General features: G+C 31.3%; 15 protein-coding genes and 1 tRNA gene. 6 read left to right on the forward strand and 10 right to left on the reverse strand.

Translation table 11 applies throughout. The annotated features are described in order from the left end of the window. Positions 1–82 (reverse strand) — tRNA-Leu (locus CHB67_RS06775). Between the two features lie 124 nt (positions 83–206). On the opposite strand from CHB67_RS06775, the gene CHB67_RS06780 reads away from it, so the two are divergent. Continuing rightward, positions 207–1,595 carry a dipeptidase gene (locus CHB67_RS06780; protein WP_089380993.1) on the forward strand — a complete coding sequence of 463 codons (1,389 nt, stop codon included), beginning with the start codon at positions 207–209 and terminating at the stop codon, positions 1,593–1,595. A gap of 75 nt (positions 1,596–1,670) precedes the next feature. On the opposite strand, the gene CHB67_RS06785 is transcribed toward CHB67_RS06780, so the two are convergent. Next, on the reverse strand, positions 1,671–2,249 hold the full coding sequence (locus CHB67_RS06785) for a PhnA domain-containing protein (RefSeq protein WP_089380994.1): 579 nt from the start codon (positions 2,247–2,249) through the stop codon (positions 1,671–1,673). 294 nt (positions 2,250–2,543) lie between these two features. Between CHB67_RS06785 and CHB67_RS06790 the strand changes: the two genes are divergently transcribed. Then, on the forward strand, positions 2,544–3,647 hold the full coding sequence (locus tag CHB67_RS06790) for a DUF4407 domain-containing protein (RefSeq protein WP_089380995.1): 1,104 nt from the start codon (positions 2,544–2,546) through the stop codon (positions 3,645–3,647). Positions 3,648–3,649: 2 nt separating this feature from the next. On the opposite strand, the gene CHB67_RS06795 is transcribed toward CHB67_RS06790, so the two are convergent. The 3 genes from CHB67_RS06795 to CHB67_RS06805 all read right to left on the reverse strand — a co-directional run bounded on the left by CHB67_RS06795 (position 3,650) and on the right by CHB67_RS06805 (position 6,963). Continuing rightward, entirely contained in the window at positions 3,650–3,856 is a 207-nt protein-coding gene (locus CHB67_RS06795) for a DUF6500 family protein (protein ID WP_317045695.1), read from the reverse strand. 18 nt (positions 3,857–3,874) lie between these two features. After that, on the reverse strand, positions 3,875–5,197 hold the full coding sequence (locus tag CHB67_RS06800) for a S28 family serine protease (protein ID WP_089380997.1): 1,323 nt from the start codon (positions 5,195–5,197) through the stop codon (positions 3,875–3,877). 185 nt (positions 5,198–5,382) lie between these two features. Further along, positions 5,383–6,963 (reverse strand): aldehyde dehydrogenase (NADP(+)), encoded by a 1,581-nt coding sequence (locus CHB67_RS06805; RefSeq protein ID WP_089380998.1) that lies wholly within the window; start codon positions 6,961–6,963, stop codon positions 5,383–5,385. Positions 6,964–7,267: 304 nt separating this feature from the next. Here CHB67_RS06805 and CHB67_RS06810 point away from each other — a divergent pair, with 304 nt between their 5' ends. Beyond that, positions 7,268–8,110: an AraC family transcriptional regulator gene (locus CHB67_RS06810; RefSeq protein ID WP_089380999.1), complete on the forward strand. Its 843-nt coding sequence runs from the start codon at positions 7,268–7,270 to the stop codon at positions 8,108–8,110. Here CHB67_RS06810 and CHB67_RS06815 read toward each other — a convergent pair. The 3 genes from CHB67_RS06815 to hemW are packed head-to-tail and all read right to left on the reverse strand — an operon-like array spanning position 8,107 to position 10,242. Then, complete coding sequence (locus CHB67_RS06815; RefSeq protein ID WP_089381000.1) at positions 8,107–8,463, reverse strand: MmcQ/YjbR family DNA-binding protein; 357 nt, start codon at positions 8,461–8,463, stop codon at positions 8,107–8,109. The two genes, CHB67_RS06810 and CHB67_RS06815, sit on opposite strands and share 4 nt — an antisense overlap. 7 nt (positions 8,464–8,470) lie before the next feature. Next, positions 8,471–9,079: a DUF4230 domain-containing protein gene (locus CHB67_RS06820; protein WP_089381001.1), complete on the reverse strand. Its 609-nt coding sequence runs from the start codon at positions 9,077–9,079 to the stop codon at positions 8,471–8,473. A gap of 23 nt (positions 9,080–9,102) precedes the next feature. Further along, the gene (gene hemW, locus CHB67_RS06825; RefSeq protein WP_089381002.1) at positions 9,103–10,242 is read right to left on the reverse strand and encodes a radical SAM family heme chaperone HemW; all 1,140 of its coding nucleotides are present in this window, start codon (positions 10,240–10,242) and stop codon (positions 9,103–9,105) included. A gap of 115 nt (positions 10,243–10,357) precedes the next feature. Between hemW and CHB67_RS06830 the strand changes: the two genes are divergently transcribed. Further along, positions 10,358–10,645 (forward strand): putative quinol monooxygenase, encoded by a 288-nt coding sequence (locus CHB67_RS06830; RefSeq protein ID WP_089381003.1) that lies wholly within the window; start codon positions 10,358–10,360, stop codon positions 10,643–10,645. A gap of 1 nt (position 10,646) precedes the next feature. On the opposite strand, the gene ruvC is transcribed toward CHB67_RS06830, so the two are convergent. Next, complete coding sequence (gene ruvC / locus CHB67_RS06835; RefSeq protein ID WP_089381004.1) at positions 10,647–11,201, reverse strand: crossover junction endodeoxyribonuclease RuvC; 555 nt, start codon at positions 11,199–11,201, stop codon at positions 10,647–10,649. 105 nt (positions 11,202–11,306) lie between these two features. Here ruvC and CHB67_RS06840 point away from each other — a divergent pair, with 105 nt between their 5' ends. Then, the gene (locus tag CHB67_RS06840; RefSeq protein ID WP_089381005.1) at positions 11,307–12,185 is read left to right on the forward strand and encodes a hypothetical protein; all 879 of its coding nucleotides are present in this window, start codon (positions 11,307–11,309) and stop codon (positions 12,183–12,185) included. Next, positions 12,182–13,309 (forward strand): glycosyltransferase family 2 protein, encoded by a 1,128-nt coding sequence (locus CHB67_RS06845; protein WP_089381006.1) that lies wholly within the window; start codon positions 12,182–12,184, stop codon positions 13,307–13,309. Before CHB67_RS06840 ends, CHB67_RS06845 begins: the two co-directional genes overlap by 4 nt. A gap of 157 nt (positions 13,310–13,466) precedes the next feature. On the opposite strand, the gene mnmD is transcribed toward CHB67_RS06845, so the two are convergent. Then, positions 13,467–14,129: a tRNA (5-methylaminomethyl-2-thiouridine)(34)-methyltransferase MnmD gene (mnmD, locus tag CHB67_RS06850; RefSeq protein WP_089381007.1), complete on the reverse strand. Its 663-nt coding sequence runs from the start codon at positions 14,127–14,129 to the stop codon at positions 13,467–13,469. Positions 14,130–14,299 lie beyond the last annotated feature (170 nt).

A 14,299-nucleotide genomic window follows, 5' to 3' on the forward strand; every position in this document is an offset into this window, starting at 1 on the left:
TGCGGGCGGAGAGACTCGAACTCTCACACCTTGCGGCACCAGATCCTAAGTCTGGCGTGTCTACCAATTCCACCACGCCCGCGTGATTTAATTGTGGGTGCAAATATACACAATAGTTTAAAATTGCAAAGCAGTTATTGAATAATTTTTAAGGAATTTAAATTCGAATAAAATTATGTATTTTTGAATAAAAGAAAATCAATTTAATGGAAAACATAAAATCATACGTTAGTCAACATAAAGACCGATTTATCAATGAACTTATTGAATTATTAAAAATACCATCTGTAAGCGCAGACTCTGCTTTTAGCCAAGATGTATTAAACACAGCCGATGCTGTTAAAGATGCTCTTTCAAAAGCTGGTTGCGAGGTTGTAGAAATTTGTGAAACTCCTGGATACCCTATTGTTTATGGAGAAAAAATGATAGATCCAAATTTACCAACAGTGTTGGTATACGGACATTATGATGTGCAACCCGCCGATCCTATTGAACTTTGGGATTCACCACCTTTTGACCCTGTTATAAAAACTACCGATAAACATCCTGACGGTGCTATTTTTGCTCGTGGAGCTTGTGACGATAAAGGTCAAATGTATATGCACGTAAAAGCCTTAGAATATATGACATCACAAGGTGAATTACCTTGTAATGTTAAATTTATGGTTGAAGGTGAAGAAGAAATTGGATCTTCTAGCTTGGCTTGGTTTGTAGAGCGCAACCAAGAAAAATTAAGCAACAATGTAATTTTAATTTCAGATACAGGAATGATTTCAAACACACAACCATCTATAACTACAGGTTTACGTGGTTTAAGTTATGTTGAAGTTGAAGTTACCGGTCCTAACAGAGATTTACATTCAGGTTTGTATGGAGGTGCAGTAGCCAACCCAATAAATATTTTATCTAAAATGATTGCTTCTCTACACGATGAAAACAATCATATCACAATTCCTGGTTTTTACGATGCTGTTGAAGAATTGTCACTTGAAGAAAGAGCTGAGATGGCAAAAGCTCCATTTTCTCTAGAGGCTTATAAAAATGCCTTAGATATAGACGAAGAATATGGTGAAAAAGGGTATACAACTAACGAGCGTAACTCTATTCGTCCAACATTAGATGTTAACGGAATTTGGGGAGGTTATACCGGTGAAGGTGCAAAAACTGTAATTGCAAGTAAAGCTTATGCTAAAATTTCAATGCGATTGGTTCCTCACCAAGAATCAGAAAAAATAACCGCATTATTTACCAAGCATTTTGAAAGTATTGCGCCAAAATCTGTAAAAGTAAAAGTAACGCCACACCACGGAGGTGAAGGTTATGTAACACCAATTGACAATATTGGATACAAAGCAGCCAACAAAGCGTATACTGAAACATTTGGAGTTCCTGCAATACCACAACGTTCTGGAGGTAGTATTCCAATTGTAGCGTTGTTTGAGAAAGAACTAAAAAGTAAAACTATTTTAATGGGATTTGGATTAGACAGTGATGCCATTCACTCTCCAAACGAACATTTTGGAATTTTCAATTATTTAAAAGGAATTGAAACCATTCCATTATTTTACAAGTATTTTGTAGAAATGTCTAAATAATAAAAAAGCTCCAATTTAAAATTGGAGCTTTTTACTTTTTAGCTTTCTAACTTTCAAAACCTTAAGACTTGTTACTTATAGTTTCTTCACGTAATCTGTAATAATTACAATTTGCGTAGGCCCAACTTTACCTTCAATATATTTTTCATTTTCACGATCTAAGCTAATTCTACGCACAGCCGTTCCCTGTTTTGCCACCATACTTGACCCTTTTACTTTCAAATCTTTAATCAAAACTACAGAATCTCCTGCTTGCAAAATCACACCGTTCACATCTCTATGAATCACAGTATCTTCTGCTTCTTCACCTTCACCTGTTGCCTTTGCCCATTTTAAATTCTCCTCATCTAAATACAACATATCCAGTAAATCTTGAGGCCAACCTTCAGCACGCAATCGTGTTAACATACGCCAAGCAACAACCTGAACAGCTGGCACTTCACTCCACATACTATCGTTTAAACAACGCCAATGATTTGCATCAACATTGTCAGGATTTTCAATTTGGTCAATACATGTTCCACAAGCCAAAATACTATCATCTACAGTTCCAACAGGCATTGGAGGCAATTTATAGATACTTAAATTTTCATCAGAAGTACACAATTCACATTTAGACCCACTACGTTCTTGTAATTTATTTAAAATACTCATTCATTTATTTTTAGAATTACAAAAATACACTTATTAAATAGCAATCACAATTATTTGGGCGTTCCCTTTCAGGTCGGGCTGTACGTTGCAAGTCCTCGCTATCGCTGTGGGCTTTTCACTGCCATCCCTAACGCAAAAAGTTGTAACCTTTAAACCTAACAGGTTTTCAAAACCTGTTAGGTTTGTTTTTACGCGCTTTAAAATAAGTTAAAAGCACAATATTAATATTTTAACATATCTATAAGATAATAATTTATCGCACATTACGTTATTTGTATAACCAACTACTATGTTATGATTAAAAATTTCTTTTGGATGTGCGCTGGTGCAGATACCGACCTATTAAAAAATTGCTCAAAAGCCGAACAACATAAATTTATTGGCATTGGCGGAACCGTATTTTTTACCGCTGTTATGGCTTTTATTGCTGCTAGCTATGCCTTATATACCATTTTTGATAATTATTATTCCGCAATCTTTTTTGGATTGGTGTGGGGATTATTAATCTTTAATTTAGATCGTTTTATTGTTTCAACCATAAAAAAAAGTGAAAATAAGTGGAGTGAAGTGTTACAAGCAACACCTCGTCTTATTTTGGCAGTAATTATAGCTATTGTTATTTCAAAACCGTTAGAATTAAAAATTTTCGAAAAGGAAATCAATCAAGTTTTATTGACACAAAAAAACGAATTAACTTTAGCGAATAAAACTCAAATAGCCGAGCAATTTACACCCGAAATTGAAAAACTTCAAACTGAAATAAATGTACTTAAACAAGAAATTGTTACGAAAGAACTAGCAACAAATTCCTTATACGATACTTATATTTCAGAAGCCGAAGGTACTGCAGGAACAAAATTATTAGGCAAAGGACCTGTTTATAAAGAAAAACGAGAAAAACACGATGCTGCTTTAGCTGAATTACAACAATTAAAAACAGACAATAAAACAACGATTTTAGACAAAGAAACTCAAATTTCAAACTTAACAGCACTTCAAAAACAACAAGAAACAACTACACAACCAATAATTGAAGGTTTTGACGGATTAATGGCGCGTATCAATGCCTTAGATAAACTTCCTTGGCTACCTTCATTCTTTATCTTTTTATTGTTTTTATCCATTGAAACTTCCCCTATAATTGCAAAATTAATTGCTCCAAAAGGTGAATACGATTTTAAATTACAAGATATTGAAAGTGCCGTTAAAACATGGCTAACACAAAAAGAGAAACAACGTAGCCTCGTTTTAAAAACCGACAATTTACTGAATGAAACTATTTACAATGAACTTGCTGATGAGACTGAACTGTATGCTTATAAAAAACAAAAAGCACGTGAAATATTACAATTACAAGCCGATGCTTTTTACAAAAGTCAGAAAAATATAATAAGCTAAAATTAATGAATACTAGAAACTAGCTCTTTTATTTTCAAAGCTTTTTCAAAATGATTGAGTTTGTGGGTTTGTATCCACCAAGTTGCAACTTCCATTAACAACTCTGGATTGTCATTTTTATTTGCAAAAAAAGCGTAGAATGATAATCCTACATTGGTTCCTTTCTTTGCAATTTTATCGTTACAAACCGTTATTATTTTTTGTTTCATTTCCTCATTCATCTGAAACTAATCTTCTAAAGGATAAATAGTAGTACTGTAGCCCATCCATTTTTGCAATTTATCATAAATTAACTGCTGATCTTCTTTTGAAAAATCTTTAATTCGTGTTTTATGCGAACCTGCTTTTAATACCATTTTTAAAGCATCTACATGTGGTTTTGGATTAGGAGCACAAGCACCCCAAGGATCATATTCACCGTAAATATATAAAATTTGCTTCCCTTTATTTTCAGCAAAATCGCGCACTTCTTTTATATAATTTGGATTGTAAGTTAAATCTGTATCTTTAGGTGCAAATCGTTTATTAGTTGGGTTATGAACTACTTTCAATAAATCTTTTACAGGTGCTGTATCAAAACCATAATACCCCAATTCAATCATATGCTGGTAGTAAGAAGGCAATAAATCTTCATACGTTTTATCATTGTAAAAGTTGATCCCAACAACACTATTAATATAATCAAACAATTCTTTTGCAGTTGCATTACCGTTTGGAATATTATCACATTCGCCTCTCCATTGCCAAAATGAAAACGGAAATTCTAACACCGCATATTCCAACGCTTCTTCTCTAGAAAGTTGCGTAAAACTCATATTTTTTAAGGTTGCATAACTTGTGATTTCCTGTAAAACTGAATCTCTATTTTCTAAAACTTGTCGTTGATATTCTATAATTTTGGTTCTACAAGCATCACTACCAACAGTGTTAATTAATTCTTGAGTTCTAGGATCTTCTTGAGTGTTTATTAATGGCGCTACATACGGAACTGCAACTCTTACATCCCAAGGATATTTTGCTTTATAAATTAAAACCGTTTCACCGCCTTTACTTATCCCTGTTGAAACCCATTTCCCTGTATACAAATATCTTAATTTGGTCACTAATTTATGATAATCTTCAACCGCCTGATCATTTGTTAAATATTCCCAAGGAATGGTATCTGGTCGTGATTTTCCATAAAAACGATATTCAACCTGCACCTGATTTCCTTTTAAAATTTTACTCATTTCATACGTTCTAGGTCGCGCATTATAACCTTCGGTTACTAACACCACAGGAGCATCTTCATCAATATGTGAAATATAAACATAATGTTTAAAAGTACCTGCTTCCAGATTTTTATGATCTAACGGTTGATTTAACACCAATTGATAGGCTTTGCTAAAATGGTCTTTTGCTTCCATTTTTGTAATTTCAGCGTCTGGAAATAATTTTTCTAATTCCTGTTGAAAGGTTAAAATTTCTACAGGATCTAATTTTATAGTTCTACAACTTATAATACTAACACTTATAGCTACAAATAACAGAATGGACTTATACAATTTCATATATTATTTTTAAAAACTTTAATTTAAGACAACTGATAAGAAACAACCAACTTTATTAACTTCGTCTTATGAGATATCAACAAAAATAATGATAAATAATACATTGGTTATATTTGTGATTACATTTATGAAAATATTAAGTTTTTCTGATTGAGACTTCAGTATTCCTAACAATGAATTGCATTTTACAATTTACTTTTAGTGCTTACTCCATTTACCAAGCGAGAAATCCCTAACGAGTTTTCATTTTTTAATTCGTTTGGCAATAATTCATTGGGCCAATTTTGATAACTAAACGGTCGTACCCAACGTTTGATAGATTCAGTACCAACTGCTGTAAATCTGCTATCGGTTGAAGCAGGATAAGGACCGCCGTGTACCATTGCTGGACACACTTCAACACCTGTAGGAACTCCGTTAAAAATTATTCTTCCCACTCTATTTTTAAGTGCATTCACAATTGAGGTATAATCTTCAATTTCATTTTCAGCCAAAATTGTTCCAGTTAATTGTCCTTCTAAATTTGAAATAATCATTGCTAGCTCTTCTTTATTTTTGCATTGAACAACCATTGAAAACGGTCCAAAAACTTCTTGATGTAACTTGGTGTTTTCTAAAAAAGTAGCTCCTTCAACAGTTGTAATTAATTGCCTTCCATAATTGGGTGCAACTTCACCGGTGAATTCTGAGCTAATTTTCAATCCTTTCTGCACAAGCATTGTTGCTTTGTTACTTTCATAAGCGCCAATAATAGTTGGATGCAACATACAATTTGGTTCATGCTGCACAATCTCTTCAGATAAAACTTGTATGAAATTAGATAAATCGTTGCCTTTAATTCCTAAAATTAAACCCGGATTGGTACAAAATTGTCCTGAGCCTAAAGTAATTGAACTGGCATAAGTTTTTGCCCAATCAGCCCCTTTTAGTTTAGCCGCCTTTGGTAAAAGTATTACAGGATTTATGCTTCCCATTTCTGCAAATACAGGAATTGGCTCATCTCGTTGTGTAGCCAGATTATACAAAGCCCTACCTCCTTGAATACTACCTGTAAAACCTACCGCTTTTACTTTTGGGTTTTTAACCAACGAAATGCCTACTTGAATACCGCTACTATTTAAATTTGAAAATACGCCGTTTGGCATTCCTGTTATTTCTGCAGCTTTTATAATTGCTGAAGCTACTAATTCACCCGTTCCAGCGTGCATTGGATGTGATTTTACAATTACCGGACAACCAGCCGCAAAAGCTGCCGCAGTATCTCCTCCTGCAGTTGAATAAGCCAACGGAAAGTTACTTGCACCAAAAACAACCACAGGACCTAAAGCCACTAACATTTTACGAAGATCAACTTTTGGAATTGGAGTACGGTTTGGATTTGCCGTTTCTATAACAGCTTCAACCCAAGAGCCTTCTTTTACCAAATTTGCAAATGAATACAGTTGAAAAATTGTTCTTCCTCTTTCAGTAATGGCTCTACTTTCTGGAAAACCTGATTCTAAACAATAGGTTTTTAGTAATGTATCTCCCAAATTCTCAATTTGATTTGCTATTTCGTTCAAAAATTCACTTTTTTTATGTCCTGAAACTTTTTGAAATAATTTATATGCCTCAGCTGCTAATTCGGTTGCTTGTAGAATTTCTACTTCGGAGGCTTCAACGAATAAAGTATCATTTTCTTTATTAGCTATCGGGTTAAAAGTTTTAAATGTTTTATTACCTACTGAAGATAATAAGTTTCCAATATAATTTTTACCTGTAATCATTGTTGAAATGCGTTATAAAGTTACCTGCCTTACTTGAAAGTGTGTTATTTGTTATATCAAATATATTAATAATTCTTTTGTGTTAGCGATAGCAGTGGTATCCTTATTTGTAATGTGAAGCTTTGTGAAGCTTCACATTACAAATAAGATTTAACGAATAGCGCGACCGCTTGCGGAAACACCCAAATAGTTATTTAAATACACAGTTAAACTTCTAATAAGTTATCATTTATTAATATTATTTTACCTTATAAAATTAGTTTTTTTAAAAAAATAGATTAGTTTTGATTTAGCATTTTATGTTATGAAAGTTTTACCATTTAAAATACCGAAGCCTGACAATATTACTTTATTTATTAAAGAGTATAAAGATGAGTCGTTTTATGAAAAATTACACCAACACAAGGAGATACAAATTAGCCTTGTTTTACACGGTGAAGGAACGTATATTATTGGTGATTGTGTTGGTGATTTTAAACAACATGATATTTTTGTTGTAGGTGAAAACTTGCCGCATGTATTTAAAAGAGATGAAGCCTTTGAGCATAATACTTCTATGGTTTCTATATTTTTTACGAAGGATTCTTACGGAGAAAACTTTTTCGAACTTCCTGAATTCGAACATTTTACCGACTTTTTTAATAATTTAGAGTTGGGGTATAAAGTGAATTCTAAAAAAGCTAAATTAACAAAACTATTAACTGATATACAGTACGAAAGCAAATACCGTCAGTTTACTTCATTTTTAGAAATTTTAAATTTAATAGCAAAAGCAAAAAAACGAAAACTATCATCTTTGATTAATTTGAAAAAATATGCAGGTGATGAAGGAAAGCGTATGAGTGATATTTTTCAATACTCTATGGATAATTTTCATAAAGAGGTAAGTTTACATGATGTTGCTAATATTGCGAATATGACACCAAATGCATTTTGCCGTTACTTTAAACAACGAACCAACAAAACTTTTGTAAACTTTTTAATTGATATTAGAATTGGGAACGCTTGTAAGTTGTTGACTAAAAAAAATGATTTAAGTATTACCGAAATTTCCTACAAATCTGGGTTTAATAATTTGGCTAATTTTAATCGAAAGTTTAAAGCGATTAAAGGGATTACGCCTTCAGAATACCGTAAAAAACATTAAAGAAAGCCTAACTCTTTTTGTTTTTTCTTTGTCATTCCTTTTACAACCAAATCGTACGAATGGTCTATTAGTTCAATAATTAATTCATTAGAAATATAGCCTTCAATAGTAACAGTATTCCAATGTTTTTTACTCATATGGAAACCTGCAATTACATCTTCGTGAGCTTCTCTTAATTGAATTGCTTTTTCAGGATCGCATTTTAAATTAACTTTAGTTGGTTGATGTTCTAATCCGGTTAGTGCAAACATTTTTTCAGCAACTTTAAAAACCAAGGTTGTTTCATCAAAAGGAAAACACTCTGTTACATATTTTTTTGACAAGCAATAGTCTCTAAATTCTTCTATATTCATAATTTAGTTAATTATTTAAATCCTTTTTATTTTCAGGTAAAACCAAATGTGTGTACACAAATTTCCAACCAGCAGTTTCTAATAATTTTTCAATCATTTCAATTGAATCTAGTGCTTCTTTTTTTGCCGAAATAAGCAACCCACTTTCTGGAATTTTATCAATAATAAAATCTTTAGCTTCTTTATTTAATTCTGTTAAATCATCAGCCTTAAACTTATTAAAAAAACCGTCTTTTTTATCAAAGTATTTTACATCTGTTTCAACCGATAATATTTTTGGTTCAGGAAATTGAGTCAATAAAATTTCTTTAGATTGATTTTTTGATTCTAATTTAATTTGAGATAAATCGTACCCAATATGCACTTTGGCCTTAATTAATAAAATTGCCTTTTTTTTGGAGATAAAAAATTTAAGAAAATGCTTCTTTTTATCTTCATATTGATAAATTTCGGCAAATTCTCCTTCCACAGAAATCAAATTACAAACACTTTTAATTTTCTGAATTAATATTTCAGATTGTTTTACAGTTTGCTTTTCACTTACCTTCCATTTAAAATAAGTAATACCTAAATATGCTAAAACGGCACCTAATAAAGACCCTAAAAATATATCCATAGTAATCAAAGATAACAAATGTATTAGATTATAAACAAATCACTTGCAATACCATCGGCTAAAAACTTACCTTTTTTGGTAGTTAATAAAACGCTAACTAAATCAGGGTTATTTTTAATTTGCAACAAACCATTTTTAATAAAAGGCGCTGCATTTATTTTTAACTTTTGAAGAAATTCTGAACCAAAGTCTGTTTCTATTTTAGTAAATGAAACACCCCAAATGGTTCTTAAGCCTGTCATAATATACTCGTTATACCTATTTTCTACTGAAAGTTCTTCAACAGTTATTGGTAAAATATTAGCTTCTAAAGACTTTATATATTTTGCATTGTTTGAAATATTCCAAGCGCGCTCGGTTCCATTAAAAGAATGCGCTGACGGACCAATACCTAAATAGTTTTCGCCCAACCAATAAGAAGTATTGTGCTTTGAAAAATAAGCAGGTTTACCAAAATTTGAAATTTCATAATGTACAAATCCCTGTTTTTGGGTTTGGGAAACCAACAGATTAAAATGTTCCAAGGCTAAATTTTCATCAACAGGGGCAACTTTTCCTTTTTTAATAAAACTTGCTAATGCTGTTTTTTCTTCAACCGTTAAGGCATAACTTGAAATGTGTGGCACTCCAAATTCAAAAGCTATTTTTAAATTTTCGAGCCATTTTTTTGCGCTCATATTTGGCACTCCGTAAATTAAATCGATGGTAATATTGTCGAAATATTTTAGGGCTTCTTTTAAGCACTTTTTAGATTCTTCAGCTGTATGCGCCCTATTCATAAACTTTAAATCGTCTTCAAAGAAAGATTGAATTCCTATACTTAGACGGTTAATCTGTAATTTTGATAGTTCAAGTATTTTTTCAGAAGTTAAATCGTCTGGGTTAGCTTCTAGTGTAATTTCAGCATTTTCAATTACCGTATAATTTGAATAAATAACCTCAAAAATCTCATGTAATTCCTTTGAATTCAAAATACTTGGAGTTCCTCCTCCAAAATAAATGGTTTTTATTGCTTCGTTACCAAATTCATGTTTTCTTAGTACAAGTTCTTTTTTTATTGCAAGTAGCAACTCATTTTTCTTTTTTAATGAAGTAGAAAAGTGAAAATCGCAATAGTAACATGCTTGTTTACAGAAAGGTATATGAATGTAAATTCCGGCCAATGGGTTGTTTTTTAGATAAATCAAATGTACACTTTTATTTAAAAAAACTAGAAACGTGATTTAAGTTACCTATTTTGTAAAAACAGTATTGTAAATTTGAGAAAACCGAACTGTTATGTACACCTATATTGTATCTTTTAAAGTAAAAGAAGGCGAAGGTATATCCTTTGTTGAACTGCAAAAATTTGAAGAATTAACTGAAGCTAAACCAGCTGGTTTGGATCATTTTCATATTTTTAAAGACCAAAATGAAGAAAATCGCTTTTTTTTAGTTGAATATTGGGCCTCAAAAGAAGATCGTTTAAAAATGGAAGCTTCAAAAGAGTACCAGTTGTTTCGTGAGCATAGAAAACTCGTAGTTGAGAAAAAATATGAAACGTATGAGTGTGATGTAATTATCTAATTTACTTTTTTACTCTTTTTTCGTTTTGCTTTACAAATGAAGCCCAGCCTGTGTAATTTTTATCGACTGTGGCTTTTCCGCTATTGTAAAAATGACAAACAGCAGCTGCTAAACCATCGGTAGAATCTAGGTTTGTTGGTAATTCTTTAATTTTCAATAAACTTTGTAACATTTTGGCAACCTGTTCTTTACTTGCATTTCCGTTACCCGTAATGGCCATTTTAATTTTTTTGGGGGAATATTCGGTAATAGGAACTTCACGCGATAAACCAGCAGCCATTGCTACACCTTGAGCTCTCCCTAATTTTAACATAGATTGTACATTTTTCCCAAAAAAAGGCGCTTCAATTGCAATCTCATCAGGATGATAAGTCTCAATTAAATGAATGGTGCGTTCAAAAATTAATTTCAGTTTTACATAATGGTCGGAATACTTTTTCAGCATCAATTCATCTAACCGAATTAACTCCATTTTTTTATTTACAACTTTAATCAATCCAAACCCCATAATGGTTGTTCCTGGATCTATGCCTAATATGATTTTTTCTGAACTCAATTATTTGTTTATTTGTAAAACCAAATGTACAATATCTCACACAAATATAAACGCATACTATTTTTAATAGTTAAACTTGTTATTGTTTTTGCAGCCTGTTACTTTATGTATCATAAACTAGCTGACAATGAACTTTTATCGTTTACCAAGCTTAGAGAACAATTCACCTTAGTTTTTTCAAACAATAGTTGGGCATTAATAGGCATCCTATTATTTACAGATGCCAATTGGTTTTTAGAAATATTTAAGTGGAAAACATTGGTTACTTCATTTAAAAAAATCACTTTTGTTGAAGCCTATGAACAAAGTTTTGGATCGCATACTGCTGCGTTAATTACACCAAACAGAATTGGAGAATACGGGGCAAAAGCCCTATATTTTGAAAAAGAAAATCAAAAAAAAATTATAGGATTAAATTTTATTGGCAATCTATGTCAGTTAACCGCAACTGTATTATTTGGTTGTGTAGGTTTGTTTGTTGTGCTTTCAAAATTCAAGTTAAATTTACCCTCATTTAATTTTAAAACTGTTTTCATAATAACAATTATTTTAGGCATTTTAATAGTATTCAGAAAACAATTTGGGTTCTTAAAAATTGAAACCTATTTACATCAATTTTTACGGTTTTTTAAATCCGTTTCTACAACAATCTACCTAAAAACATTGGGATTATCCATCGCTCGTTATTTGGTATTTTCACATCAATTTTATTTTTTATTGCTATTATTTGGGGTTGAAGTCGATTATATTACAGTTATAAGTCTCATTTTTTGTATGTATTTTTTTGCTTCATTTATTCCTAGCTTATCCATTTTTGATTGGGCAATCAAAGGTTCGGTTGCAGTTTGGTTGTTTCAGCTAATTGAAATTAACGAGTTAACCGTAATTACAATCACCACTTTTATGTGGATTTTAAACTTTGCAATACCTGCTTTAATTGGAAGTATATTTGTATTGAACTTTAAAACTTCTCATTTAAAATGATTGTTTTTACAATACTAATTTTCATTGTTTACACTCTTTTGGTTTTATCATTTATGGTAGGTTTTGATAAAATTAAATTGACTACAACAACTTTTGAAAAACCAAACAACCATTTTTCTATCATCATTCCTTTTAGAAATGAAGCTGCTAATTTGAAAGCGCTTTTACAATCAATTTTAGAACTTAATTATCCTACTCAATTATTTGAAATTTTATTGGTAAATGATGACTCTTACGATGATTCTTTTGCTATTATTGAAACCTTTCAGCACAAAAACTCACAACTCCATATAACTTTAATTCAAAATAATCGGAAAACAGGTTCTCCCAAAAAAGACGCCATAAACACTGCTATTGAAAATGCACAATTTAATTGGCTTATAACTACGGATGCCGATTGTGAAGTTCCTAAAAATTGGCTCAACAGTTTCAATACTTTTATTGAAGAAAAACAACCTGTTTTTATAAGTGCTCCTGTAAAGTTTCAAAAGGAAAAATCGTTGCTATTTCATTTTCAAAATTTAAATTTTATAAGTTTAATAGGGAGTACCATTGGAGGCTTCGGTATAAAAAAACCATTTTTATGCAACGGAGCTAATTTGTGTTACAGAAAAGATATTTTTAAAAAAATAAACGGTTTTGAGGGAAATAACTCTATTGCAAGTGGAGATGATATTTTTTTGTTAGAAAAAATGTTCCAAAATTACCCAACTAAAACACTGTTTTTAAAATCTAGCGAAGCTGTAGTTAGCACAAAAGCTGAGAACTCTTGGAAATTATTTTTTAACCAACAAATCCGTTGGGCTTCAAAAACAAATGCTTATAAAAATTGGTTTTCAAAAATGGTAGGTTTGGCTGTTTTTACAACAAATTTAGCCATTGTAATTGTTGGGGTTTCACTTTGCTTCACCCCCCATAATTGGATGTTTTTTATTGCTATACTTGTACACAAAATGTTTATTGATGTACTTTTAATTGAAAAAACAACACAATTCTTAAACGCAAAAGATTCCCTACTGTATTACCCTTTAATAAGCATTGCATACCCACTTTATATTGTGTTTATAGCAAGTGCTTCATTACTTAAAAAGTACGAATGGAAAGGACGCATATTTAAGCAATAATTACTCTTTTATTTCAAATAAACTTGAAATAATTCCTTCAGAATTTAGCCACAAATAAGCTATAACCACTAATAATAGTAATAACAAAAACAGTCTTTTTTTATTAGGTTGTTTTCTTTTTTTAAACCGTTGATCTCCCATAATAATATTTTTAAAATTATTCTTTTTTAGCGCGTAACATTTCTCTTTTCCCTGGAGGACCAGGCAATCTTTCTACCGTAAAACCAACAGTTTGTAAAGCTCTTCGTACGCTTCCTTTTGCACTATAAGTTACTAAAACTCCTTCTTTTTTTAACGAATTAAACATTGCTTCAAAAATTTCTTCGGTCCATAATTCTGGTTGAACCCGTGCCCCAAAAGCATCAAAATAAATTAAATCGAAGGTATTTTCATCATCAATTTCATTAAAAAACTGTTTTCTTTTTGTTAAAGAAAATTCAGAAGAAACCGCTTGTTTTTCATCCCAATTTTGCTGATGCATTTTTTTGAAAATTTCAATCGTATTTTCAGCACCTAACTCTGAAACATAATTTAATTTCTCAACTTCTTCTAAAGCCACAGGATACGCTTCTACCCCAACATAATCAATTTTCAACTTTAATTTCTGAGCTTCTAAAAACGTAATAAAACTATTTAAGCCTGTTCCATAACCAATTTCAAGAATACTTAACTCGCTATTTGCAAACAATTGTAAACCACTTTTAATAAAAACGTGATAAGCCTCTTGAATAGCGCCGTATTTAGAGTGGTATTGTTCATTCCATTCTGGTAAATGTATGGTTGAAGAACCATCAGCTGTTACAATAATTTCTCGCTTCAAAAGTTTGCTTTTTAAATTAAAATTTCAATACACAAATATCACAATTTTATCAACGCCATAAACAAAAAAGTAATAGTTTAATTTTTATAAAAAAATAAAACATATCTAAGTTATTGTGTTAATTGTGCATTTTTTTTTTTAGCTAATTACTTATTCATATACTTTTGGGG

It is taken from the genome of Lutibacter agarilyticus (genome assembly GCF_900188235.1).
Classification (GTDB): domain Bacteria; phylum Bacteroidota; class Bacteroidia; order Flavobacteriales; family Flavobacteriaceae; genus Lutibacter; species Lutibacter agarilyticus.

Coding starts and splice junctions, on each gene's coding strand:
- CHB67_RS06780 (WP_089380993.1), top strand. CDS start 207: ATGGAAAACATAAAATCATACGTTAGTCAACATAAAGACCGATTTATC.
- CHB67_RS06785 (WP_089380994.1), bottom strand. CDS start 2,249: ATGAGTATTTTAAATAAATTACAAGAACGTAGTGGGTCTAAATGTGAA.
- CHB67_RS06790 (WP_089380995.1), top strand. CDS start 2,544: ATGATTAAAAATTTCTTTTGGATGTGCGCTGGTGCAGATACCGACCTA.
- CHB67_RS06795 (WP_317045695.1), bottom strand. CDS start 3,856: ATGAAACAAAAAATAATAACGGTTTGTAACGATAAAATTGCAAAGAAA.
- CHB67_RS06800 (WP_089380997.1), bottom strand. CDS start 5,197: ATGAAATTGTATAAGTCCATTCTGTTATTTGTAGCTATAAGTGTTAGT.
- CHB67_RS06805 (WP_089380998.1), bottom strand. CDS start 6,963: ATGATTACAGGTAAAAATTATATTGGAAACTTATTATCTTCAGTAGGT.
- CHB67_RS06810 (WP_089380999.1), top strand. CDS start 7,268: ATGAAAGTTTTACCATTTAAAATACCGAAGCCTGACAATATTACTTTA.
- CHB67_RS06815 (WP_089381000.1), bottom strand. CDS start 8,463: ATGAATATAGAAGAATTTAGAGACTATTGCTTGTCAAAAAAATATGTA.
- CHB67_RS06820 (WP_089381001.1), bottom strand. CDS start 9,079: ATGGATATATTTTTAGGGTCTTTATTAGGTGCCGTTTTAGCATATTTA.
- CHB67_RS06830 (WP_089381003.1), top strand. CDS start 10,358: ATGTACACCTATATTGTATCTTTTAAAGTAAAAGAAGGCGAAGGTATA.
- CHB67_RS06840 (WP_089381005.1), top strand. CDS start 11,307: ATGTATCATAAACTAGCTGACAATGAACTTTTATCGTTTACCAAGCTT.
- CHB67_RS06845 (WP_089381006.1), top strand. CDS start 12,182: ATGATTGTTTTTACAATACTAATTTTCATTGTTTACACTCTTTTGGTT.